This is a genomic window from Sphingobacterium sp. HJSM2_6 (assembly GCF_049316305.1).
In the GTDB taxonomy this organism is placed as follows: Bacteria; Bacteroidota; Bacteroidia; order Sphingobacteriales; family Sphingobacteriaceae; genus Sphingobacterium.
In genome coordinates this window covers 74,864-94,357 of sequence record NZ_JBMOXB010000009.1, presented here as the reverse complement: position 1 = coordinate 94,357, position 19,494 = coordinate 74,864, and the positions used below count along the sequence as shown (strand labels likewise).

Below are 19,494 nucleotides of genomic sequence, written 5' to 3'. Positions count from 1 at the left end.
AAAAAAAGATGAGTCAAAAAATTAGGATACTTGTGGTCGGTTGCGGTAATATGGGGGCATCTCATGCGCAAGCGTACCATGAAATGGAAGAGTTTGAAATAGTAGGATTGGTTTCTAGGGGGGAAAGTAAAGTTAAACTGAATGAAACCTTAGGTGCACAATATGCCTTATTTGATGAGTACGAAGAAGCCTTACAAGCAACAAAGGCTGATGCAGTTTGTATCTCAACGTATCCAGATACGCATGAGGAATATGCGATCAAAGCATTTGAGGCTGGATCACATGTTTTTATTGAGAAACCATTAGCAGACACTGTTTTAGGTGCGCAACGAGTGATTGATGCAGCGAATGCTTCTGGTAAAAAATTAGTGGTAGGCTATATTCTAAGGCACCATCCTTCTTGGATAAAGTTTATTGAAGTTGGGAAAACCATGGGATACCCATTGGTAATGCGGATGAATTTAAATCAGCAAAGTCATGGATATATGTGGGATGTACATAAGAATTTAATGAAAAGTTTAAGCCCAATAGTTGATTGTGGGGTTCATTATATCGATGTGATGTGTCAGATGACTCAGGCGAAACCTGTTTCAGTTTCTGCTATAGGAGCTCGACTGACGGAAGAAATCCCTTCAGATAACTACAACTATGGACAATTGCAGATTCGTTTTGATGATGGTAGTGTAGGTTGGTATGAAGCAGGTTGGGGACCTATGATCAGTGAGACTGCATTTTTTATTAAAGATGTTATTGGTCCTAAAGGATGTGTCTCCATCGTCGCGAATGATGCTGCAAAAGCTGGGAAATCTGATTCTGTAGCGGATCATACTAAAACAGAATCCTTAAAAGTTCATTATGCTAATATAGATGCATCAAATGCCTTTACGAAAGAGGATGAATGGATAGACCTTAAGGATGAGCCAGACCATCAAGAATTGTGTAACAGAGAACAGCGTTTCTTTTTGAAAGCAATAGAAGACAATTTAGATTTAAGTAAATCGATGCAAGATGCGATTAACAGCTTGCAAATCGCTATTGCCTGCGATGAATCTGTAAAGACAGGTGAAATTGTGAGGTTATAGTCTGTATTACGAAGAAATATATGGCTCCTGCATTAGCAGGAGCCATTTTGTTTTATTGAATTTCGATAATTAATTGATACAAATCCGTCAGATTTGTATATTTTTTTGTAAGTTTATTTTACATCTAAATCAAACCTATACTATGTTTACAGTTTCCTTTGCTCCTGTTAAGTTGTTTTCTGCTTCCTTAATTATCTTATTATTATGCTCCACTGCGCTAGCCGGTTCTCTTAAATCTTTTAAAACGAACGTATTAAAAGAGCAAGCGTATAATGTGAAAGACTTTGGTGCTAAAGGTGATGGGAAAAATGATGATGTCCCAGCTATACAAAAAGCGTTGGATTATTTAGTGGATCATGGTGGAGGGACTTTGTATTTCCCAAATGGGCACTATCGATTGGCAACAATTCAAGAAAAGTATGAAGTGAAAGCCCATTTAATTATAAAACCAAAAGTTGCTGCCGGAAGATCTCATGTCATGATCAAAATAGTAGGAGAGAATGCTGTAAATACTGCAAGCGCTTACGCAAACCATACAACGGTAGATAAATCCGAGGTATGGGTAAACGGTACAGTGCTTTTTTCAGATATTTTAGGCGAAAAGCATACAGATCCGAAAAAAGAAGCTACTTTTCTATTAGCTATGGGATCTGGGGGAGGTATTTATAAACTGAACCATTCATTGATGCGCATACAAGACATCGCTTTTCAAGTAAAGGCACAAACTGGAAAATACCCCAATCTTTCAGGGCTTAATATGGCGTATGCGGCTTCCTTATATACAGATAATGTATTGATATATTCTTCGGTGAGAAGTGTAGACTTGACAGCTCCTACGGACGATGGGCATTATTCTGCGGGTTTAGTTGCTCCTAGGTTATGGTGTAATCCGGAACAAGACTTTAGAAATATTTATGTAAAAACAGCTTTCCGATACGGTATGATCTTTTCAGAACATGCAAATGGTAATAATTTATCCGTATGGAATTGTGATCAAGCATTTGTGTTTTCGAAAATGGATCATTCCAGCTGGTTTGGCCGTATTCATGCTCAGAATTGTAAAAATATCATTAACTCATTAGAGGTCGATTTCTCGGGCCATGTGGTTGGGACATCATTTATTAAAATAGAACAAGTAGGCATTGAGGTCAATTCAGGACAAATTCCACTTTCATTTAATTATAGTAATTTTATTCTAGATCCTGAAAATAGGCTATTTGGTAAATTGGATTATCATTTAGTAAAGTCTAATGTGGGTGCAGATAATTCCTATTTTAAAAAGAATGGTGGTTTACATATAAAAGCCAGTCCAAGTTTCTAATCGTTAATCAACCTATAATATTCGAAAGCTGGTCCTTCGATTAGCCTGCTTTCCTTTTTCGGTATCGTTCGTATCGATGGGCTTGCTGTCTCCATACCCTTTAGTTTGGATTCTGTCTTTGTTAATTCCTTTTTGAATGAGCATTTTAGCGACTTCAGCAGCCCTTTGTTCCGATAACACTTGATTGTTTTGACTATTCCCAGTATGATCCGTATGTCCTTCAATCGTTATGATCAGCTTGGGATTTAGCTCTAGAAATTCTTTTAATAAATTTAAATCGGTTTCTGAGTCAGGAAGAATTTGGTATTCATTACTGTTAAAATAGATGTTTCTTAAGATACTGATAGATCCTTTTTGGATAGGCTCCAAATAAATGCTGTCTTGAAAGTTGCTTTCCGACTGAGCTAGATTTGTCAAATCATATTGTTTGGAATGAAATAAAAATCCTTCTTTTTTTACATGTACAGCATAATTTTGACCAATAGGCAGTAAGGCTAAAAACGTTCCGTCTATGTGATCACTGGAGGCTTCAAATATTCGCTTATTATTTTTAGTATTTGTGACACGTATTGTAGCGCCAAGTGGATGCTTGTTGGCTTGGTTAAGGATGATCCCTTCTATATATGCTACGCTGGAAGGTGCAATTTCCAGAGGAATTGATGCGGTGTAAATATCCCAATTTCTACTGCTATCTTGGCTTGCCAGATACCCTGTCTTACCATCTAAACTGATGTTGAAGGATCGCTGATCCAACTCATTATTAATTGGTTTCCCCAAATTTTTTGCAGCGTTCCATTGTCCATCCTCTTGCCTTTCACTTTGAAATATATCATTCTTTCCATAACCTGGCCAACCATTGGATGTAAAATAGAGGGTTTTATTATCGGCATGGATATACGGCGAGCCTTCATCATATTTACTATTAATCTTGTTGCCTAAGTTTATTGCCTTTGACCATGTACCATCCGCTTGTAGTTGGCTCATCCAAAGGTCATTTCCTCCGTATCCTCCAACTCTATTGCTTACAAAATAAAGGGTTTTACCATCCGCTGATATTGCTGGCTGAGCCTCCCAGCCCTTACTATTTATAGCTGGCCCTAAATTAGTTGCTGTAGTCCATCTGCCGGACTCCAAATTGGAGACATAGATGTCGCAACTACCTAGGCCATTTGGTCTATTGCAGCCCGTGAAATACAGTTGTTTACCATCCAATGAAATGCAATGTGCACCTTCATTATATACAGCCGTGTTTATGGGCTCAGGTAGCTTTTCTACGCTTGTCCATTTTCCATTGATTTTCGTACTGCTGTAAAAGTTTTCTTGATTAGCTTCTTTTCTTGTAAATATGATGTTTTGGTTATTGGCCGTTAATTTTGGGAAGTATTCATCATGAGAACTGTTTATTTCGGGAGAAATTGGGATGAGATGGATGTTCTTAGTTGGTTCACTGTTTGCTAATGCAAATTCGCAATCGATCAGGTATTTGTTCAGCAGTTCAACAGAAGCAGCATTCGGATTCAATAACTTTTTATAACTGCTAAAGTATTTTAAAGCTTCCTCATATTTTCCCGAAAAAAATAAACATGAAGCTAATCCAAATTGCGTTAAGGGGCTTAGTTCAGGATTTATTTGCAATACTTTTTCGTAATAGGGAATAGCGTTGGCATAATGCTCTTCCTTTCTTAAAATATCGCCTAACTGCTGGTATGCAGTCGCAAAATTAGCATCTGCTAAAATGGCAATGTGTAACAGATCTTTCGCTTCCGCGAGTTTATTAGCGGCTAATGCACGATTAGCATTTTCAAATGCTTTCTGGGCTTTTTTATTCACTGAACCGGGTTGGGCAAAACTTATGCTTACGAATAAACAGAACCCAATGGTTAACAGTTGTTTGAATAGGCTAATGCTTGTCATTTAACTATTAAACTTAAGCATTCTTTTGAGAAGTTTACGGAATATTTAAGTATTTGTGCGTTTGCAAAGAAATTTCCCATTTGGGATTATCCTTTACATAATCAATAATCAAAGGCGTCATTTCCGCTGCCTTAGACCATTCCGGTTGCAAGTAAAGTTTACAATTTGTTCCGACAAATTTTGCATGTTCCTCTGCCCATTCAAAATCAGTTTTATTGAAAACGATAACTTTCAATTCCCCTGCTGCACTTAACACATCTGGGCGAGGTCCCTTAAATTTTTTAGGCGATAAACAGATCCAGTCCCAATAGCCAGATAAGGGATAAGCACCAGAGGTTTCTAGAAATGTTTTTATACCAGCTTCTTTAAGTTTTAACGTAAGGTACGTTAAGTTGTAAATTAAAGGCTCTCCACCAGTTATCACGACCGTTTTTGCAGGATATTTTAATGCGTTTTCAACAATGGTATCTGCAGAAGTCAAGGGGTGTAAGTCCGCATTCCAACTTTCTTTAACATCACACCAATGGCAACCTACATCACAACCACCTAATCGAATAAAATATGCTGCTTTTCCTGTATGGTAACCTTCACCTTGAATAGTATAGAATTCTTCCATTAAAGGGAGAAAGGAGCCGTCTTCTGGAACTTGATTTGACATAACGCTTTAAAATAGAGCCGCAAAATTAGGAAAAAGAATTGAGAGATGTTAAATACCGCTCAAAATGTTGTCAGCTCAAAGCAATATTGCGAAAAGGAGAATTACTCACAGGCAATGATTGAAAACATCATCGACAACTAATGCGCTTTAGTTTTTGCGGCTAGTATGATTACTAAATTAGCTATTTTTTAGTTAATGGAAATGGATTCTGATTTCTTAATCCTCAAAAAAAAGCCTAATTTTGTACTTTGAATTATTTAAGGTTATCTTAAGAAGTCAATGTAATTGTACACATTGTAATAAGTTGGCCATTTTTTAACAAACATTAAATCATGTTGTAAATGATTAATATTACATTACCTGATGGTTCTATCCGTCAGTATGAACAAGGCACATCAGCCATGGGAGTTGCACTTTCCATATCCGAAGGACTCGCTAGAAATGTATTAGCTGCTGAAGTCAATGGAGAGGTTTGGGATGCTACAAGACCAATTGAACAAGATTCATCCATCAAATTATTAACATGGAATGATGACAAAGGGAAATCAACCTTTTGGCATTCTTCTGCGCACTTATTGGCAGAGGCCTTGGAAGCGCTATATCCAGGTGTTAAATTTGGTATAGGACCGTCCATAGAAACTGGATTTTATTATGATGTTGACTTCGGCGATCGGGAATTTTCTTCTGATGAGTTTAAGCAAATCGAGGATAAAATGCTAGAACTTGCCAAGCAAAAAGAGGTATTTGATCGTAAGGCTGTATCAAAAGCTGATGCCATAGCTTTTTTTGAAGAAAAAGGCGATGAGTATAAATTAGATTTGATCAAAGACCTGGAAGACGGTAAAATTACTTTTTACGCACAAGGCAACTTTACCGATTTATGTAGAGGTCCTCATATTCCGCATACCGGTTTTATTAAAGCTGTAAAATTGACGAATGTTGCGGGAGCCTATTGGAGAGGGGATGAGACCCGTAAGCAATTGACTCGTATATACGGGGTTACTTTTCCCAAAGCATCTGAATTAACCGAATACCTGAAGTTTATCGAAGAGGCTAAGAAAAGAGATCATCGGAAATTAGGAAAAGAGTTAGAGCTTTTTGCTTTCTCAGAAAAAGTAGGAATGGGCTTGCCATTGTGGTTGCCAAAAGGAACTGCTTTAAGACAGAAATTGCAAGATTTTTTACAAAGAGCTCAAATCGAATCCGGATATGAACCTGTAATGACACCACATATTGGACATAAGCAATTGTATATTACTTCTGGTCATTATGAAAAGTATGGAGCAGATTCTTTTCAACCGATTAAGACACCAGTAGAGGGGGAGGAATTTTTATTAAAACCAATGAATTGCCCTCACCACTGTGAAATATATAAAACAAAACCAAGATCCTATAAAGAACTACCGGTTCGATTTGCAGAATTTGGAACAGTTTATCGGTATGAGCAATCTGGAGAATTACATGGTTTGACCCGTGTACGCGGATTTACTCAAGATGATGCCCATTTATTCTGCCGTCCCGATCAGGTGAAGGATGAGTTTAAAAAAGTAATTGATTTGGTATTGTATGTCTTCGGGGCTTTAGGCTTTTCAGAATATACAGCACAAATTTCATTACGTGATCCTGAAAATAAAACCAAGTATATTGGATCAGATGAGAACTGGGCATTAGCAGAAACTGCGATTATTGAATCTGCTACTGAAAAAGGCTTACCTACTGTAATTGAGTATGGTGAAGCGGCATTTTACGGACCAAAATTAGATTTCATGGTCAAAGATGCTTTAGGTAGAAAATGGCAATTAGGAACCATCCAAGTAGATTACAATCTGCCGGAACGCTTTGAATTGGAATACACTGGAAGCGATAATATGAAGCATCGCCCTGTGATGATTCATCGCGCGCCTTTTGGTTCTATGGAACGATTTGTTGCTGTTTTAATCGAACATTGCGGTGGTCAGTTCCCTTTATGGCTTGCTCCTGAGCAATTTATCGTCCTGCCAGTGTCAGAAAAATATGAAGAATATGCTCAAAAACTTTTAGAATCTCTAAATAATTCCGATATTCGCGGTCTAATTGATTTGCGTGATGAGAAGGTAGGAAGGAAAATACGAGATGCTGAGGTTAAAAAAATGCCATATATGTTGATCGTAGGAGAGAAGGAAGTAGAAAGTGGAACCTTATCAGTACGTAAACATGGTGGTGTAGATTTAGGATCTATAACTGCAGCAGAGTTTAAAGAATTATTAATAAAAGAAATAACTGTTTAATTTAAAAACATTTGGCAAAAAGTAACAATTTCGGCAATAGAGGCCCCATCAGAAAGAAAGAACCCGAGCATCGTATAAATGATTTTATCCGAGTTCCAGAGGTAAGATTGGTTGGGGATAATGTAGAAACAGGAGTTTATACCACTAGACAGGCTTTACAACTCGCAGATGAGTTAGAGTTGGATTTAGTTGAGATTTCCCCGAATGCTACGCCTCCTGTTTGTAAAATTATAGATTACAGTAAGTTTATTTACGAACAAAAGAAGAAACAAAAGGAAATTAAAGCCAATGCGAAGCAAACTGTTATTAAAGAGATTCGCTTCGGGCCTAACACCAGTGAGCATGATTTTGAATTCAAATTAAAACATGCCATGCGTTTCTTAGAAGCAGGTGAAAAGGTACGTGCTTATGTTCACTTTAAAGGTCGTGCAATTGTGTTTAAAGAACAAGGCGAAATATTATTATTACGTTTCGCTCAAGCACTGGAAGATTATGGTAAAGTAGAGTTACTACCAAAATTAGAAGGTAAGCGTATGTTTTTAACTTTAGCACCTAAAGCTGCAAAAAAATAATAAAGTATCTAACAGATTGATATAAAATTTATAGTATTATGCCAAAGATTAAAACCAATTCCAGCGCGAAAAAACGCTTTAAATTGACTGGAACAGGTAAAATTGCAAGAAAAAACGCTTATAAAAGCCACATCTTGACCAAAAAAACTACCAAACAAAAACGTAATTTAACAACAACAAGTTATGTTTCTGATGGTGATACAGGTAACGTGAAACGTATGCTTGGTATCGGTAAATAAGTTTTATACAATTATTTTTTAATAACAATATTTTTAACCGGGTATCAGGTTGTAAGTTTACTGAAATACGTAACGCCTTATACCAAACTAAATTTTAATAATTATGCCACGTTCGGTTAACGCAGTTGCTTCTAGAAGAAGACGTAAAAGAATCCTAAAATTAGCTAAAGGCTATTATGGATCCCGTAGCAAAGTTTATACTATTGCTAAGAATACAGTAGAAAAAGGTTTACAGTACGCTTACCGCGACCGTAAAACCAAAAAACGCGAGTTTAGAGCTTTATGGATACAACGTATCAACGCTGGAGCTCGTCAACACGGAATTTCTTATTCTCAGTTGATTGGTAAATTAAGTGCTAAAAACATTGGTCTAAACCGTAAGGTATTAGCTGACTTAGCATTAAATAATCCAGATGCTTTCAAAGCAGTTGTAGACGCAGTAAAATAGAGTATTTAACCGCTATCAATTTGTTAGGTATTAAAAGCCATCCAACTAGGATGGCTTTTTTATTGGACCCCAATCACCCTTCACTTAAAGATGTTTTAAAGCGCCGTGCTGAGCTTAACAAAGTAAGAGGTGAGTTTATATTTACAAGACAACAAAAACGGATCTAAAGAGCTTTGTATGCGTTGTGAAAAGGCAATAAAGAATTGGATACTAAGGCTAGATTTTTTTGGATGTGTACGGATGGATGACTGCGATGGAAAAATTGGTTAAGTTTATTTGGTGTTTCGGGGGGATCGTTATGCGATAATGACTTTAATTCCTATATTTTCAATTTCTTTAACCATGGCCTCAGGGATTTTATTATCGGTAATAATGTAGTCGATGTCGATTAAGTCGCATAACTTTCCTAAACCCCTTTTTCCAAATTTAGTGCTATCTGCTAAAATAACAACCTTTTGGGCGGTAGTTAACATGGCCTGAGCGAGCGCTGCTTCTTGCAGATTGCTGATGGATATTCCAAAATCCGGATCTATACCGTCTACTCCAAGGAATAAAATACCACAACTAATTTCTTTCAATATCTGCAAAGCATAATTTCCTGCAACCGAAGACGAGTTAGGACGTATTAGCCCTCCCAATTGCAGAACCTCAATATTAGGCTTCGTACTTAATTCTAAACTCACCTTTAATGCGGGCGTGATTACCGTTAAGTTTTGAACACTTTCTAACTTTTTGGCCAAAGCAAAAACGGTTGTTCCTGTACCTAGTAGAATGGAATCGTTGTTTTTAATTAAGTTGAGTGCTTCTTTAGCAATCTTTTGCTTTTCATCATTCCTTATCAATTCATTGATCAGAATTGGCCGATCAATGGCATAAGGATTGGAATTTGAGGCTCCCCCTTTAATGCGAAAAAGTAAATTTTTTTCTTCTAAGACTTTTAAATCTTTGCGAATAGTGACACTGGAAACTTTCATAATTTCACAGATCGCATCGATGCTTATTTTTCCTTTTTCTTTTAAGCATTTTAGGATGAATTCATGCCTTTCTGTAATATTCATCATCATTCACTTATTAGTTAATGTCATGCAAATATACTTTACTTTTTTAAGTAATATATAATGTTTTGTTGTTTATGGCTAATTTTGTTATTTTTTTTAAAATATTTTATCTTTAAAGGGTGCTGTTGGGGATATTTATTATAGCGCATGTAGCATTTACTTTATGGGCGTTTTTTCGATAGTAAGGCAGGAAGTACTTGTTTAACTATTACCCGCCAAATTTGGCGCAAAAGCCCATAGTATTGGGTATTATTACCGAGTCCTATTCAAAAATTAAAAACAGAATGCTTAATTTCGAATTCAACTTAAGCCACATGAAAAACGTAATTTATTCCTTCTTAGTTCTTATTGGGATATTCATCCATGCAAATACCTACGCTCAAAAATCACATTACTTAAATTTCAAAACGGTAGAGGAGATGTATGCCTATTTTTCATATGCATCTGGCAAGCTAATTATATCGGGCCATCGCGGCACCATTGAAAATCAAATGCCAGAGAATTCCATTGCATCTATGAAGGAGGTTTTAAAACATACAGAGGCCATTTTTGAGGTAGATCCAAGATTAACAAAAGATGGAATAGCTGTGATGGTTCACGATGAAACCTTAGATCGAACCACCACTGGTCGAGGGAAAGTGAAGGATTTTACATGGAAAGAATTAAAAAAATTATCCTTAAAGGATCATCAAGGAAACCCCACAGGCTATAAAATCAATACCTTGGAGGAGATGATCAAATGGGCAAAAGGTAAAACCATATTAAATTTGGATAAGAAAGACTTGCCTTTGGAACTAACAGCCGAAATCATTCGAAAACACAATGCCTATGCATGGGTTTGGGTGACCGTACATAATGTGGAGCAAGCTAAATTTTTCCTTGATAAAAATCCGAAACAATATATGTCTATGCATATCAGAACTAAAAAGGATTTAGAAGCTTTTCAAAATTCAGGTTTACCATTTGATCGAATGATTGTATATATCGGACCTGAGATCAAAGACTCAAATCAAGAGATGTATCGCTTTTTTAAGGATAAGGGGGTTTTATGTATGATATCCACGGCGCCTACATACGACAAATTGCCGAGCGCAGAAGCAAGAGCTAAGCAATACCGAGCTGTTTTTGCCGATGGGGCTCGGGTATTAGAATCTGACTTGCCAATTGAGGTCAGTAAAAGTATCAAAACACCTTAAAAAACTGCGATAAGTTAAAAATGCCCATAGCCAGTGAAAGAACCTCGATTTACTGGCTAAACTTGTTTACCTTGCCCAGTAATATTCATGAAGTCCAATTCTTTGCTAGATAATTTACCATTAATTTTCTTATATTTGTAAATAACTACAAAATAGGCTTTTTCTTATTCATTGCCTCTCCGCTCTCCTTAAGAATCGTACCTTATATTTTTTATCGCATAAATTTTATTAATGTCAAGAAATCAACTCACATTTAGAAAAAAAGAACTTGCAAAGAAAAAGCAACAGAAACAACAAGAGAAATCTGACCGAAGAGAATACAATAAATCTTCGAACAATAAAGGTAAAGCTCTAGAAGAGATGTTTGCCTATGTGGATGAATTTGGAAATATTTCAGATACGCCACCTACCACTACGTACAAATTTAAACCAGAAGATTTAGAAAAACCAAAAGGTCTAGAAGATGAATTTGTAGTAGGTACAGTATCCTATTATAATGAAGTAGGACATTATGGTTTCATTAGAGAAAATATTTCTAGAGAGAGCATCTATTTTAATGATACATTAGCGGGCAAAGTATTGAAATTAAACCAAGTGGTTAAGTTCAAATACGTGCGTGGAAAACAAGGATATCAATTATCAGAAATTGAAGGTTAAGTATTTTCTTACTCCAAAGAAGTCTTAATCATTTTTAAATCCTTTACATATATTGATATTTTATACTGGAGGTTAGTTGCATCTATATCCTCCAATATGAAATACCAAAATAATTTTATCCCTTTCAAATTCTTCCTAATCTAGCTTTGCGGGTATAACTTTTTTATATTATACTAATTGCAATAAGGTAATCACTTAATTTCTTAATAATTCATATATTAGGTTACTAATATTAATCTAGATGAAGTATAAGAACTATTTTTTAACTATGGTTTTATGGCTTTGCCATTTCATAATTTTAGCTAAACCTCTTCCAACTCTTTCAAAATCTCAAAAGCCTACTTGGCTACGGGAAACCACTCGAACTCCTCAAAAAATTAATACGGATGACATTAGTATGGGCTACTATTTTGAATTAATAGAAAGCCAATACCACTTAGGGTTAGAAACTTATTATAATAAAACCATTAAGGTATTATTTGACGATAACGGTATAGAGAATGCCGGCCAAGAATTTGTGACATTTGATCCTGTATATCAAAAGCTGGTCATTCATGAATTTTATATCCTCAGAGAAGGAAAACAACTCGATCGGTTGAATTTATCAAAGTTTAATATTCACGCCACTGAAAATGATCTTTCAAGATCGATTTATAATGGCCAATTTACTGCGCACAATGTAATTGATGATTTGAGAAAAGGGGATAAAATTGTTTTTGCTTATTCCATTATAGGGTTTAATCCTGTTTTTGAGGGTAAATTTGCAAACAGTTATTATTTAGAATCTGCTGAACCTGTAGGCTTAGTTCATTTGAATTATGTAGTGCCTGATGCTCGAAATATTTTATTCAAAACCCATGCTGGAGCCAAAGCAGGTAAGAAAGAGAAATTAGCAGGACATACCCAATATACCTGGGAAGAAAATACGAGCGTAAGCTCGGAATATGAAGAATGGCTTCCGAGTTGGTTTCAAAAATTTGCTTGGGTGGAATGTTCCGAATTTTCTACCTGGAGGCAAGTTTCTGAATGGGCTATGCGGGTCAATCCAATACCGGACCTTTCTGAGACAAGTAGTATTAAGAAATTCACCAACAACCTTTGGAACGAGGTTTCTGGTAATAAGTACAAATTCATCGAACATTGTGTCAATTTTGTTCAGAATGAAATTCGATATATGGGCATCGAAATGGGGCAGCATTCCCATCGTGCGCATCTTCCAGATAAAGTGTTTAATCAACGGTATGGCGACTGCAAAGATAAATCGGTATTGCTAGCAGCCATGCTTGAAGATAAAGGTATAGAGACTTCCATTGTATTGGCAAACACCAATCAATACAAGGGTCTTGATGATCAGTTGCCAAGTCCATTTTCATTTAATCATATGGTATTGATGATTAAATTAGATCATGAACTGAAAATGATTGATCCGACGATTACGAATCAATCAGGTCCAATTGAATTTCGGTATTTTCCATATTATGGAGAAGTATTACTTTGTGAACAAGGTTCAAAACTTACTGCGGTAGATAAACCGAGCATGAACAAAGTGTTCGAAGAAAATATCCTCCAATTGGGCAGTGAAGGCAGTGCAACATTGATTGTGAAAACTAGATTTGAAGGCGGAGAAGCTGATCAAATGCGCACAACGATTAAAGAAATAGGCAAAAACCAACTTTATAAAGATTATGAATCGTTTTATTCCAAATTGTATAATCATGCTGTACGTAAAGATAACCTCCTGGTGGAAGATGATCAGTTGAATAATGTGCTGAAGATTCAAGAATTTTATACCATTAAAAAAGTTGTCCATACGGATGAACAAGGAAAATTGATGGTGCCTGCTTTTAGTAAGACCCTAGCGGACCTATTACCAGAAATTAAAGAAGGAAGGCTATCTCCAGTCGCATTAACTTATCCTACGGATCGATCCCATATCATTAAAATTGTCAATAAGAATAACCAAGTGATTGGTAATTATGAATCAGCGCAATCTTTTAATAGAAAAGCCTATCGGATAGCTCAAAATGTATTTAACAGTAAGGATACCTTAGTTGTACAACTAGCGCTAGAATTTCATCAACCATATATACATTCAGAAGATATCAAGGAGTATTTAGGCGATATGACTGAAAAGAATAACTTATTCTTTTATTACTATTTTTTAGATGCTAATGGATTTATTAATATTCAGGATTTTACAAATTTTAAGCTACATTACCTCTCATTTGGTTATTTCTTATTGATCGTCGGTTTAACTTGTATGCTATGGATTTTTAAATTACAAAAACTTAGGCCTAAGTCGATAGACGGTTCTTTAGCCTTAACGCAATATTCCGAAATAGGAGGTTGGATGATTTTGTATATGATAGGATTAGTTGCAGGAACCTTATTAACTGCAGCAGAACTATTTGGCAGTGAGTCAGTTTTAGATGCTAATTTTATTGATTATGTCTATTCGGAGCCTAATACAGGGTTCGTATTGAAGTTTTTTTTATTTTTCACATTAACGTATTTTTCAATTAGTATTACGAGTACTATTTTTATTATTTATTTCTTTTTTAAACGAAGGGATATTGTTCCACCGGCCATCATACTAAATATGATTTTTAACTTAGTTGCTTATTTAATCATGCTAGTAAGTTTGCAGCATTTAAAAATTGAGTCACATAATCTCCAAGAAGTTTATGTGGATATAATGAAAAGTTTGTTTGCCTTTATTGTTTGGGGAACTTACTTTTATCAATCAAAACGAGTCAGGGGAACGTTCACTGTTCCATACCAGTATGAAATTAAGAAAGACGAGTTTACTGAAAAGAATTAGGGATTTTGCGGTTAACAGGAGTGGAATCTTAAAAGAAAAGGCTATATGGATAAGATATAGCCTTTTCTTTTAAGGATTATAGATTACTTTCTTTTTTTATTTTTCGTTTAGGAGCCAGTTGTTTTGCTGCTTGTTTGGCTTCATATTCTACTTCCAAATATTTTATTATTTCCACTGCAATATCTTTTCCAGTCGCATTCTCTATTCCTTCTAGACCAGGAGAGGAATTGACTTCCAGAATTAGAGGGCCGCGTGCAGAAGGCAATAAATCTACACCAGCTACAGTAAGTCCCATGGCACGAGCCGCAGCAATCGCGGTTTCTTTTTCTTTCCTGCTGAGCTTTACAACTTCAGCTGTCCCTCCACGATGAAGATTGGAACGAAATTCCCCTTCTTTAGCGGTTCTTTTCATCGCACCCACTACTTTACCATCGACGACAAATGCTCGGATGTCAGTACCTTTGGCTTCTTTGATGTATTCTTGAATTAAAATGTTGTTTCCTAAACCGTAAAAAGCTTCAATAACCGATGATGCGGCTTTTTTAGTTTCGGCAAGAACGACTCCAATACCTTGCGTTCCCTCCAATAATTTGATGACTAATGGAGCTCCTCCGACCATATTGATCAAATCATCCACATTCGATGCAGTCCTAGCAAAACCTGTGATTGGTAGTCCTAATCCAGCACCTGAAAGTATTTGCATGCAACGTAGTTTATCACGCGAACGTGTAATTGCTTGACTTGGATTGGCAGAGATAACACCCATCACCTCAAATTGTCGAACAATCGCTGAACCGTAGAAGGTTACCGAAGAGCCAATTCTTGGAATAATCGCATCGATATCTGCTATATCAAGACCTTTATAATGAATAGAAGGTTTACCCTGTTGTATACCTACATAGCATTTACTATGGTCAATCACTTCGCATTGATGCCCTCTTTTTACAGCAGCCTCAACAAAGCGGCGTGTAGAATATAATGACTTATTAGTCGAAAGTACGGCTATTTTCACTTTTTTAGAAATAAAACAATTTAAGGGGTGTTCTAGTTTTTATTATATCAAATTGGATGCTAGATTTTTTTTAGACACATCAACCAAGAATTTTCCAGTGATAAAATTCCTTCCTAATAGCATAGGATAGGACATCGCAGAGCGATCACGAAAAGATAACTTGATGTCGTACAGTTCGTTAAACATACGAATTTTTGTCAAAAAGATGTATCGTATTTCTGATTGTCCAAAGGAACTTTTGACCGTTCTTTCCCGATGTATTGGGAAGGTTAGTTTTATGGTCTTTTCATTATCTAAATTTGGACGTATATGCCCGATGATATAGAGGTGTCCTTTTCTTTTTACCACCTCCATTTGTTCACAATGTAGAACAGACGTTTCTGCTCCTGTATCGATTTTAGCCTCTATATTATAAAGCCCGAGTTCAGGTAAATCAATAACTTCTATTCTTCCTATGATCTTTTTACCTTTCACAGATTAAAAGATTTACATGTATGTAAATTCTCCAAATGGAGATCTAATGGTCACTTGTTTATGCGCAGATTCTTCAACACGGCCTATGATTTTCGCCGGGATACCGAAGGATTCTGAAATTTCAATGATGGCACTTGCTATTTCTTCCGAAACATACAGTTCCATCCGATGGCCCATATTAAACACCTTGTACATCTCTTGCCAATCGGTATTGGATTCTTTCTGAATCAATTCAAAAAGTGGAGGTACCGGGAACAAATTATCTTTGATGATATGTACATGATCTACAAAATGCAATACTTTCGTTTGTGCACCACCTGAACAATGTACCATACCGTCTATTTGACTCCGGAAACGATCTAATACCTGTTTAATTACAGGTGCGTAAGTGCGGGTAGGCGATAAGACTAATTTTCCCACAGTTATTTCTTCACCTGTTTCTACAGTAATGGTATCTGTTAAATTTTTTGATCCTGAAAAAACTAAATCTTTAGGAACTGCAGGGTCAAAACTTTCAGGAAATTTTTCAGCAATGTATTTGTTAAATACATCATGTCTAGCGGAGGTTAAACCATTAGATCCCATACCACCATTATATTCCGTTTCATAGGTAGCCTGACCATTGGACGCCAAACCTACAATTACATTGCCTGCTTGGATTCGATGATTGGAAATTACCTGATCGCGTTTCATTCTACAGGTTACCGTACTATCGACAATAATGGTGCGAACTAGATCACCCACATCTGCCGTTTCTCCCCCAGTGGAATAAATGCCGATGCCCATATTCCTTAATTCAGCTAATATGTCTTCCGTTCCATTAATAATTTCTGCAATTACCTCTCCTGGGATTACATTTTTATTTCTACCGATGGTTGAAGACAATAAGATGTTATTGATCGCTCCAACACAAAGAAGGTCATCGAGGTTCATGATGATTGCATCTTGTGCAATGCCACGCCACACGGATGCATCTCCAGTTTCTTTCCAGTAAATATAAGCCAAAGATGACTTGGTGCCAGCACCATCTGCATGCATAATATTGCACCATTCTTCATCGCCTCCTAGTATATCTGGAATGATCTTACAGAAGGCATTTGGGAATAATCCTTTATCAATATTTTTAATTGCATTATGTACATCCTCTTTACCTGCGGATACACCTCTTTGGTTGTATTTTAAATCTGACATCTTAGGTGCAAAAATAAGCAAACCTATGGATTTATGCGAAACTTTTTATTCTCTTCCTTTGGATTGTCGAATTCCTAACTTTATTTGACGATTATCTGTGCTGTGCGCTAAATAAGGTCTTGAAATATAGTGAGTTTCTGTTTTTTCAAATATTTTATATTCACAGGTTTTTTGTCAAAAACTATGGCTTAAGAGCCTCTCCCCAAATTTGGATCAATTTTTCAAAATTCCATAGCGCATTTGCTGGACTGCTGCTTGGTAATGTAATATAGGTAATTGAAGGTGATCGCTTAACCTGTTGATCATGTAGTTGTTGCGCTTTTTTACCATTAAATACGATTTTTTGTATGTTAGGATAGGAGATTAAAAGTTCATTTATGGGATTTACTATTACTGTATGTATGGCATTGTCCATACTTCCCAATCGAGAGGCAGTAGCGCAAATATCCCAGAGTGCTAAATGATGATCTTTGAGTACTTGTACTTTCGTTGCGTATTGATTACTCCAAGTTTGTTGGTGCAATTGAAATATAAGCTTCCAAAACCTATTTTGCGGATGCGCATAATATTCTTGTTTTGCAATAGATAAATCTCCAGGCAATGAGCCTAAAATCAGAATTTTAGCACGTTCATTAATGATAGGTTCGAAAGAAGACTTTAACGTCATAGCTATTAAATTTTTGCCTTATCGTATGTAGTAATTTAGGAAAAACTACCGAAATTATCCGCTTTTTTAGCTGGAAATTATTTAGTTATCCAGTTGCAATTTATTTATACTCCTGGCATAGGAATACTTAAATATGATGGAATTCTTTTGGATTTCCGTTGGATCTAGGTCGGAGATACTGCGCTAAGATCCGAGGAATGTCCAAGTCATATCCGAAGGAGATCCGATTGAAATTTAAAAAAAGCCTAAAAAAGATCCTAATAGCTTGGATGAAGCAATAGAAAAAAACAGTGTTGGGTAATTTACAGGGAATGCAATTTATTTAGGTAAAAGAAAACGCTCCAACAATCGTTCATTGTTGGAGCGTTATATATGATTTAAAAAAAATATTAGTGTTTGAAATGGCGAACGCCAGTAATAACCATGGCTACTCCTTTTTCATTTGCCATGTCAATAGATAACTGATCTTTAATAGATCCTCCTGGTTGTAAAACAGCAGCTACACCTGCATCACCTGCAATTTCTACACAATCAGGAAAAGGGAAGAAGGCATCAGAAGCCATCGATGAACCTTTTATGTCGAATCCAAATGCAAGCGCTTTTTCAATCGCTTGTTTTAAAGCATCTACGCGAGAAGTTTGACCAACACCTGAAGCAATTAGTGTATTATCCTTAGCGAAAACGATGGTATTTGATTTCGTATGTTTTACAATTTTGTTCGCAAAATATAAATCTTCGTATTGCGCTTCTGTAGGAGCCGTATTTGTTACCGAAGTCATTTCTTGAGGACCTTCGACCGTGTTGTCTTTATCTTGCATGATTAAACCATTCAATAATGTTTTAACCTGCTGAGTAGGAAGTTTAACTTCTTTACGTTTTAGGATAATTCTATTTTTCTTTGCCGTCAATACTTGTATAGCATCTTCGCTGTAGGAAGGTGCAATAAGTACTTCGAAGAATAAGTTGTTTATTTCTAATGCAGTTTCTTGATCTATTTCACGGTTGCAGATTAACACCCCGCCAAATGCAGATACTGGATCACAAGCCAATGCAGCCAACCATGCTTCTTTTACCGTATTGCGAGAGGCTACTCCACAGGCGTTGGTATGTTTTAAGATAGCAAAGGTAGGTGCTGAAAATTCATCTATGATTGCAACAGCAGCATCGACATCCACCAAGTTATTATAAGAAAGTTCTTTTCCATTTAACTTATCAAAAATCGCATTTAAATCCCCAAAAAATACGCCTTTTTGATGTGGGTTTTCCCCGTAACGTAATGTTTGAGCTTGTTGCTCAGATTGTTTAAAAACTGCTAATGGTTCTTCTTGGTTGAAGTAATTAAATATTGCGGTATCGTAGTGAGAAGAGGTATTAAATGCTCTTTTTGCAAATGATTTACGTTGCTCTAACGAAGTGCTACCTTCTTGGTTAGCTAAGATTTCTTCTAATTCTTTGTAATCGTTTTTAGAAGAAATAATTACAACGTCATTAAAGTTCTTTGCTGCTGCTCGGATTAGAGAGATTCCACCGATATCAATTTTTTCGATGATATCCTGCTCTGCTGCTCCTGAAGCTACCGTTTCTTCAAATGGATATAGATCTACAATGACTAAATCGATCTCTGGAATTTGGTAAGTTTCTAATTGTTTTTTATCGTCTGCTAAAGGTCTGCGCGATAAAATACCACCAAATACATTAGGATGTAGGGTTTTTACACGACCTCCAAGAATGGAAGGGTAACCCGTTAAATCCTCCACTTTCTCGACAGGAATATCGAGGTCTCTAATGAAAGACTCCGTTCCACCCGTTGAGTAGAAGGTAACTCCATAGTTGTGTAGTAATTGAATTAGAGGAGCTAGGTTGTCTTTATAATAAACAGAAACCAGTGCATTTTTAATCTTTACAGGATGATTCATT

17 protein-coding genes are annotated in these 19,494 nt (G+C 36.2%); 9 read left to right on the top strand and 8 right to left on the bottom strand.

Annotation, left to right across the window (positions count from 1 at the left end):
• The first annotated feature begins 8 nt into the window (after positions 1-8).
• Together ACFRAE_RS09760 and ACFRAE_RS09755 are read left to right on the top strand one after the other, a co-directional pair.
• Entirely contained in the window at positions 9-1,082 is a 1,074-nt protein-coding gene (locus ACFRAE_RS09760) for a Gfo/Idh/MocA family protein (RefSeq protein WP_422796964.1), read from the top strand.
• A 142-nt stretch (positions 1,083-1,224) separates the two neighbouring features.
• A complete protein-coding gene (locus ACFRAE_RS09755; RefSeq protein ID WP_422796963.1) occupies positions 1,225-2,403 on the top strand; it encodes a glycosyl hydrolase family 28-related protein in 1,179 nt (392 codons plus the stop codon).
• Positions 2,404-2,415: 12 nt separating this feature from the next.
• On the opposite strand, the gene ACFRAE_RS09750 is transcribed toward ACFRAE_RS09755, so the two are convergent.
• On the bottom strand, positions 2,416-4,317 hold the full coding sequence (locus ACFRAE_RS09750) for an OmpA family protein (protein WP_422796962.1): 1,902 nt from the start codon (positions 4,315-4,317) through the stop codon (positions 2,416-2,418).
• A gap of 34 nt (positions 4,318-4,351) precedes the next feature.
• Complete coding sequence (locus ACFRAE_RS09745; protein ID WP_422796961.1) at positions 4,352-4,975, bottom strand: 7-carboxy-7-deazaguanine synthase QueE; 624 nt, start codon at positions 4,973-4,975, stop codon at positions 4,352-4,354.
• A gap of 341 nt (positions 4,976-5,316) precedes the next feature.
• Here ACFRAE_RS09745 and thrS point away from each other — a divergent pair, with 341 nt between their 5' ends.
• From thrS to rplT, 4 genes are all read left to right on the top strand, one after another.
• Positions 5,317-7,242 carry a threonine--tRNA ligase gene (thrS, locus tag ACFRAE_RS09740; RefSeq protein ID WP_422796960.1) on the top strand — a complete coding sequence of 642 codons (1,926 nt, stop codon included), beginning with the start codon at positions 5,317-5,319 and terminating at the stop codon, positions 7,240-7,242.
• An 11-nt stretch (positions 7,243-7,253) separates the two neighbouring features.
• Complete coding sequence (gene infC, locus ACFRAE_RS09735) at positions 7,254-7,814, top strand: translation initiation factor IF-3 (protein WP_422796959.1); 561 nt, start codon at positions 7,254-7,256, stop codon at positions 7,812-7,814.
• Between the two features lie 38 nt (positions 7,815-7,852).
• The gene (gene rpmI, locus ACFRAE_RS09730; protein ID WP_099365780.1) at positions 7,853-8,053 is read left to right on the top strand and encodes a 50S ribosomal protein L35; all 201 of its coding nucleotides are present in this window, start codon (positions 7,853-7,855) and stop codon (positions 8,051-8,053) included.
• Positions 8,054-8,156: 103 nt separating this feature from the next.
• A complete protein-coding gene (rplT, locus tag ACFRAE_RS09725) occupies positions 8,157-8,501 on the top strand; it encodes a 50S ribosomal protein L20 (RefSeq protein ID WP_422796958.1) in 345 nt (114 codons plus the stop codon).
• Positions 8,502-8,797: 296 nt separating this feature from the next.
• On the opposite strand, the gene ACFRAE_RS09720 is transcribed toward rplT, so the two are convergent.
• Positions 8,798-9,565, bottom strand: coding sequence for a DeoR/GlpR family DNA-binding transcription regulator (locus tag ACFRAE_RS09720; RefSeq protein WP_422796957.1), 768 nt, complete (start codon positions 9,563-9,565; stop codon positions 8,798-8,800).
• Positions 9,566-9,873: 308 nt separating this feature from the next.
• Between ACFRAE_RS09720 and ACFRAE_RS09715 the strand changes: the two genes are divergently transcribed.
• From ACFRAE_RS09715 to ACFRAE_RS09705, 3 genes are all read left to right on the top strand, one after another.
• On the top strand, positions 9,874-10,755 hold the full coding sequence (locus tag ACFRAE_RS09715) for a glycerophosphodiester phosphodiesterase family protein (protein ID WP_422796956.1): 882 nt from the start codon (positions 9,874-9,876) through the stop codon (positions 10,753-10,755).
• A gap of 231 nt (positions 10,756-10,986) precedes the next feature.
• Entirely contained in the window at positions 10,987-11,412 is a 426-nt protein-coding gene (locus ACFRAE_RS09710) for a cold-shock protein (RefSeq protein ID WP_422796955.1), read from the top strand.
• Positions 11,413-11,680: 268 nt separating this feature from the next.
• Positions 11,681-14,233, top strand: coding sequence for a DUF3857 domain-containing protein (locus tag ACFRAE_RS09705; protein WP_422796954.1), 2,553 nt, complete (start codon positions 11,681-11,683; stop codon positions 14,231-14,233).
• 76 nt (positions 14,234-14,309) lie between these two features.
• Here the strand turns inward: ACFRAE_RS09705 and rimK are convergent, their stop codons facing one another.
• The 5 genes from rimK to purH form a co-directional block, all read right to left on the bottom strand.
• A complete protein-coding gene (rimK, locus tag ACFRAE_RS09700; protein ID WP_422796953.1) occupies positions 14,310-15,245 on the bottom strand; it encodes a 30S ribosomal protein S6--L-glutamate ligase in 936 nt (311 codons plus the stop codon).
• 42 nt (positions 15,246-15,287) lie between these two features.
• Complete coding sequence (locus ACFRAE_RS09695) at positions 15,288-15,719, bottom strand: ATP-dependent zinc protease (RefSeq protein WP_422796952.1); 432 nt, start codon at positions 15,717-15,719, stop codon at positions 15,288-15,290.
• Positions 15,720-15,731: 12 nt separating this feature from the next.
• Entirely contained in the window at positions 15,732-16,910 is a 1,179-nt protein-coding gene (locus ACFRAE_RS09690) for an AIR synthase related protein (RefSeq protein WP_422796951.1), read from the bottom strand.
• A gap of 181 nt (positions 16,911-17,091) precedes the next feature.
• A complete protein-coding gene (locus tag ACFRAE_RS09685; protein ID WP_422796950.1) occupies positions 17,092-17,577 on the bottom strand; it encodes a DNA-deoxyinosine glycosylase in 486 nt (161 codons plus the stop codon).
• A 389-nt stretch (positions 17,578-17,966) separates the two neighbouring features.
• The gene (gene purH / locus ACFRAE_RS09680; RefSeq protein ID WP_422796949.1) at positions 17,967-19,493 is read right to left on the bottom strand and encodes a bifunctional phosphoribosylaminoimidazolecarboxamide formyltransferase/IMP cyclohydrolase; all 1,527 of its coding nucleotides are present in this window, start codon (positions 19,491-19,493) and stop codon (positions 17,967-17,969) included.
• Position 19,494: the final 1 nt, after the last annotated feature.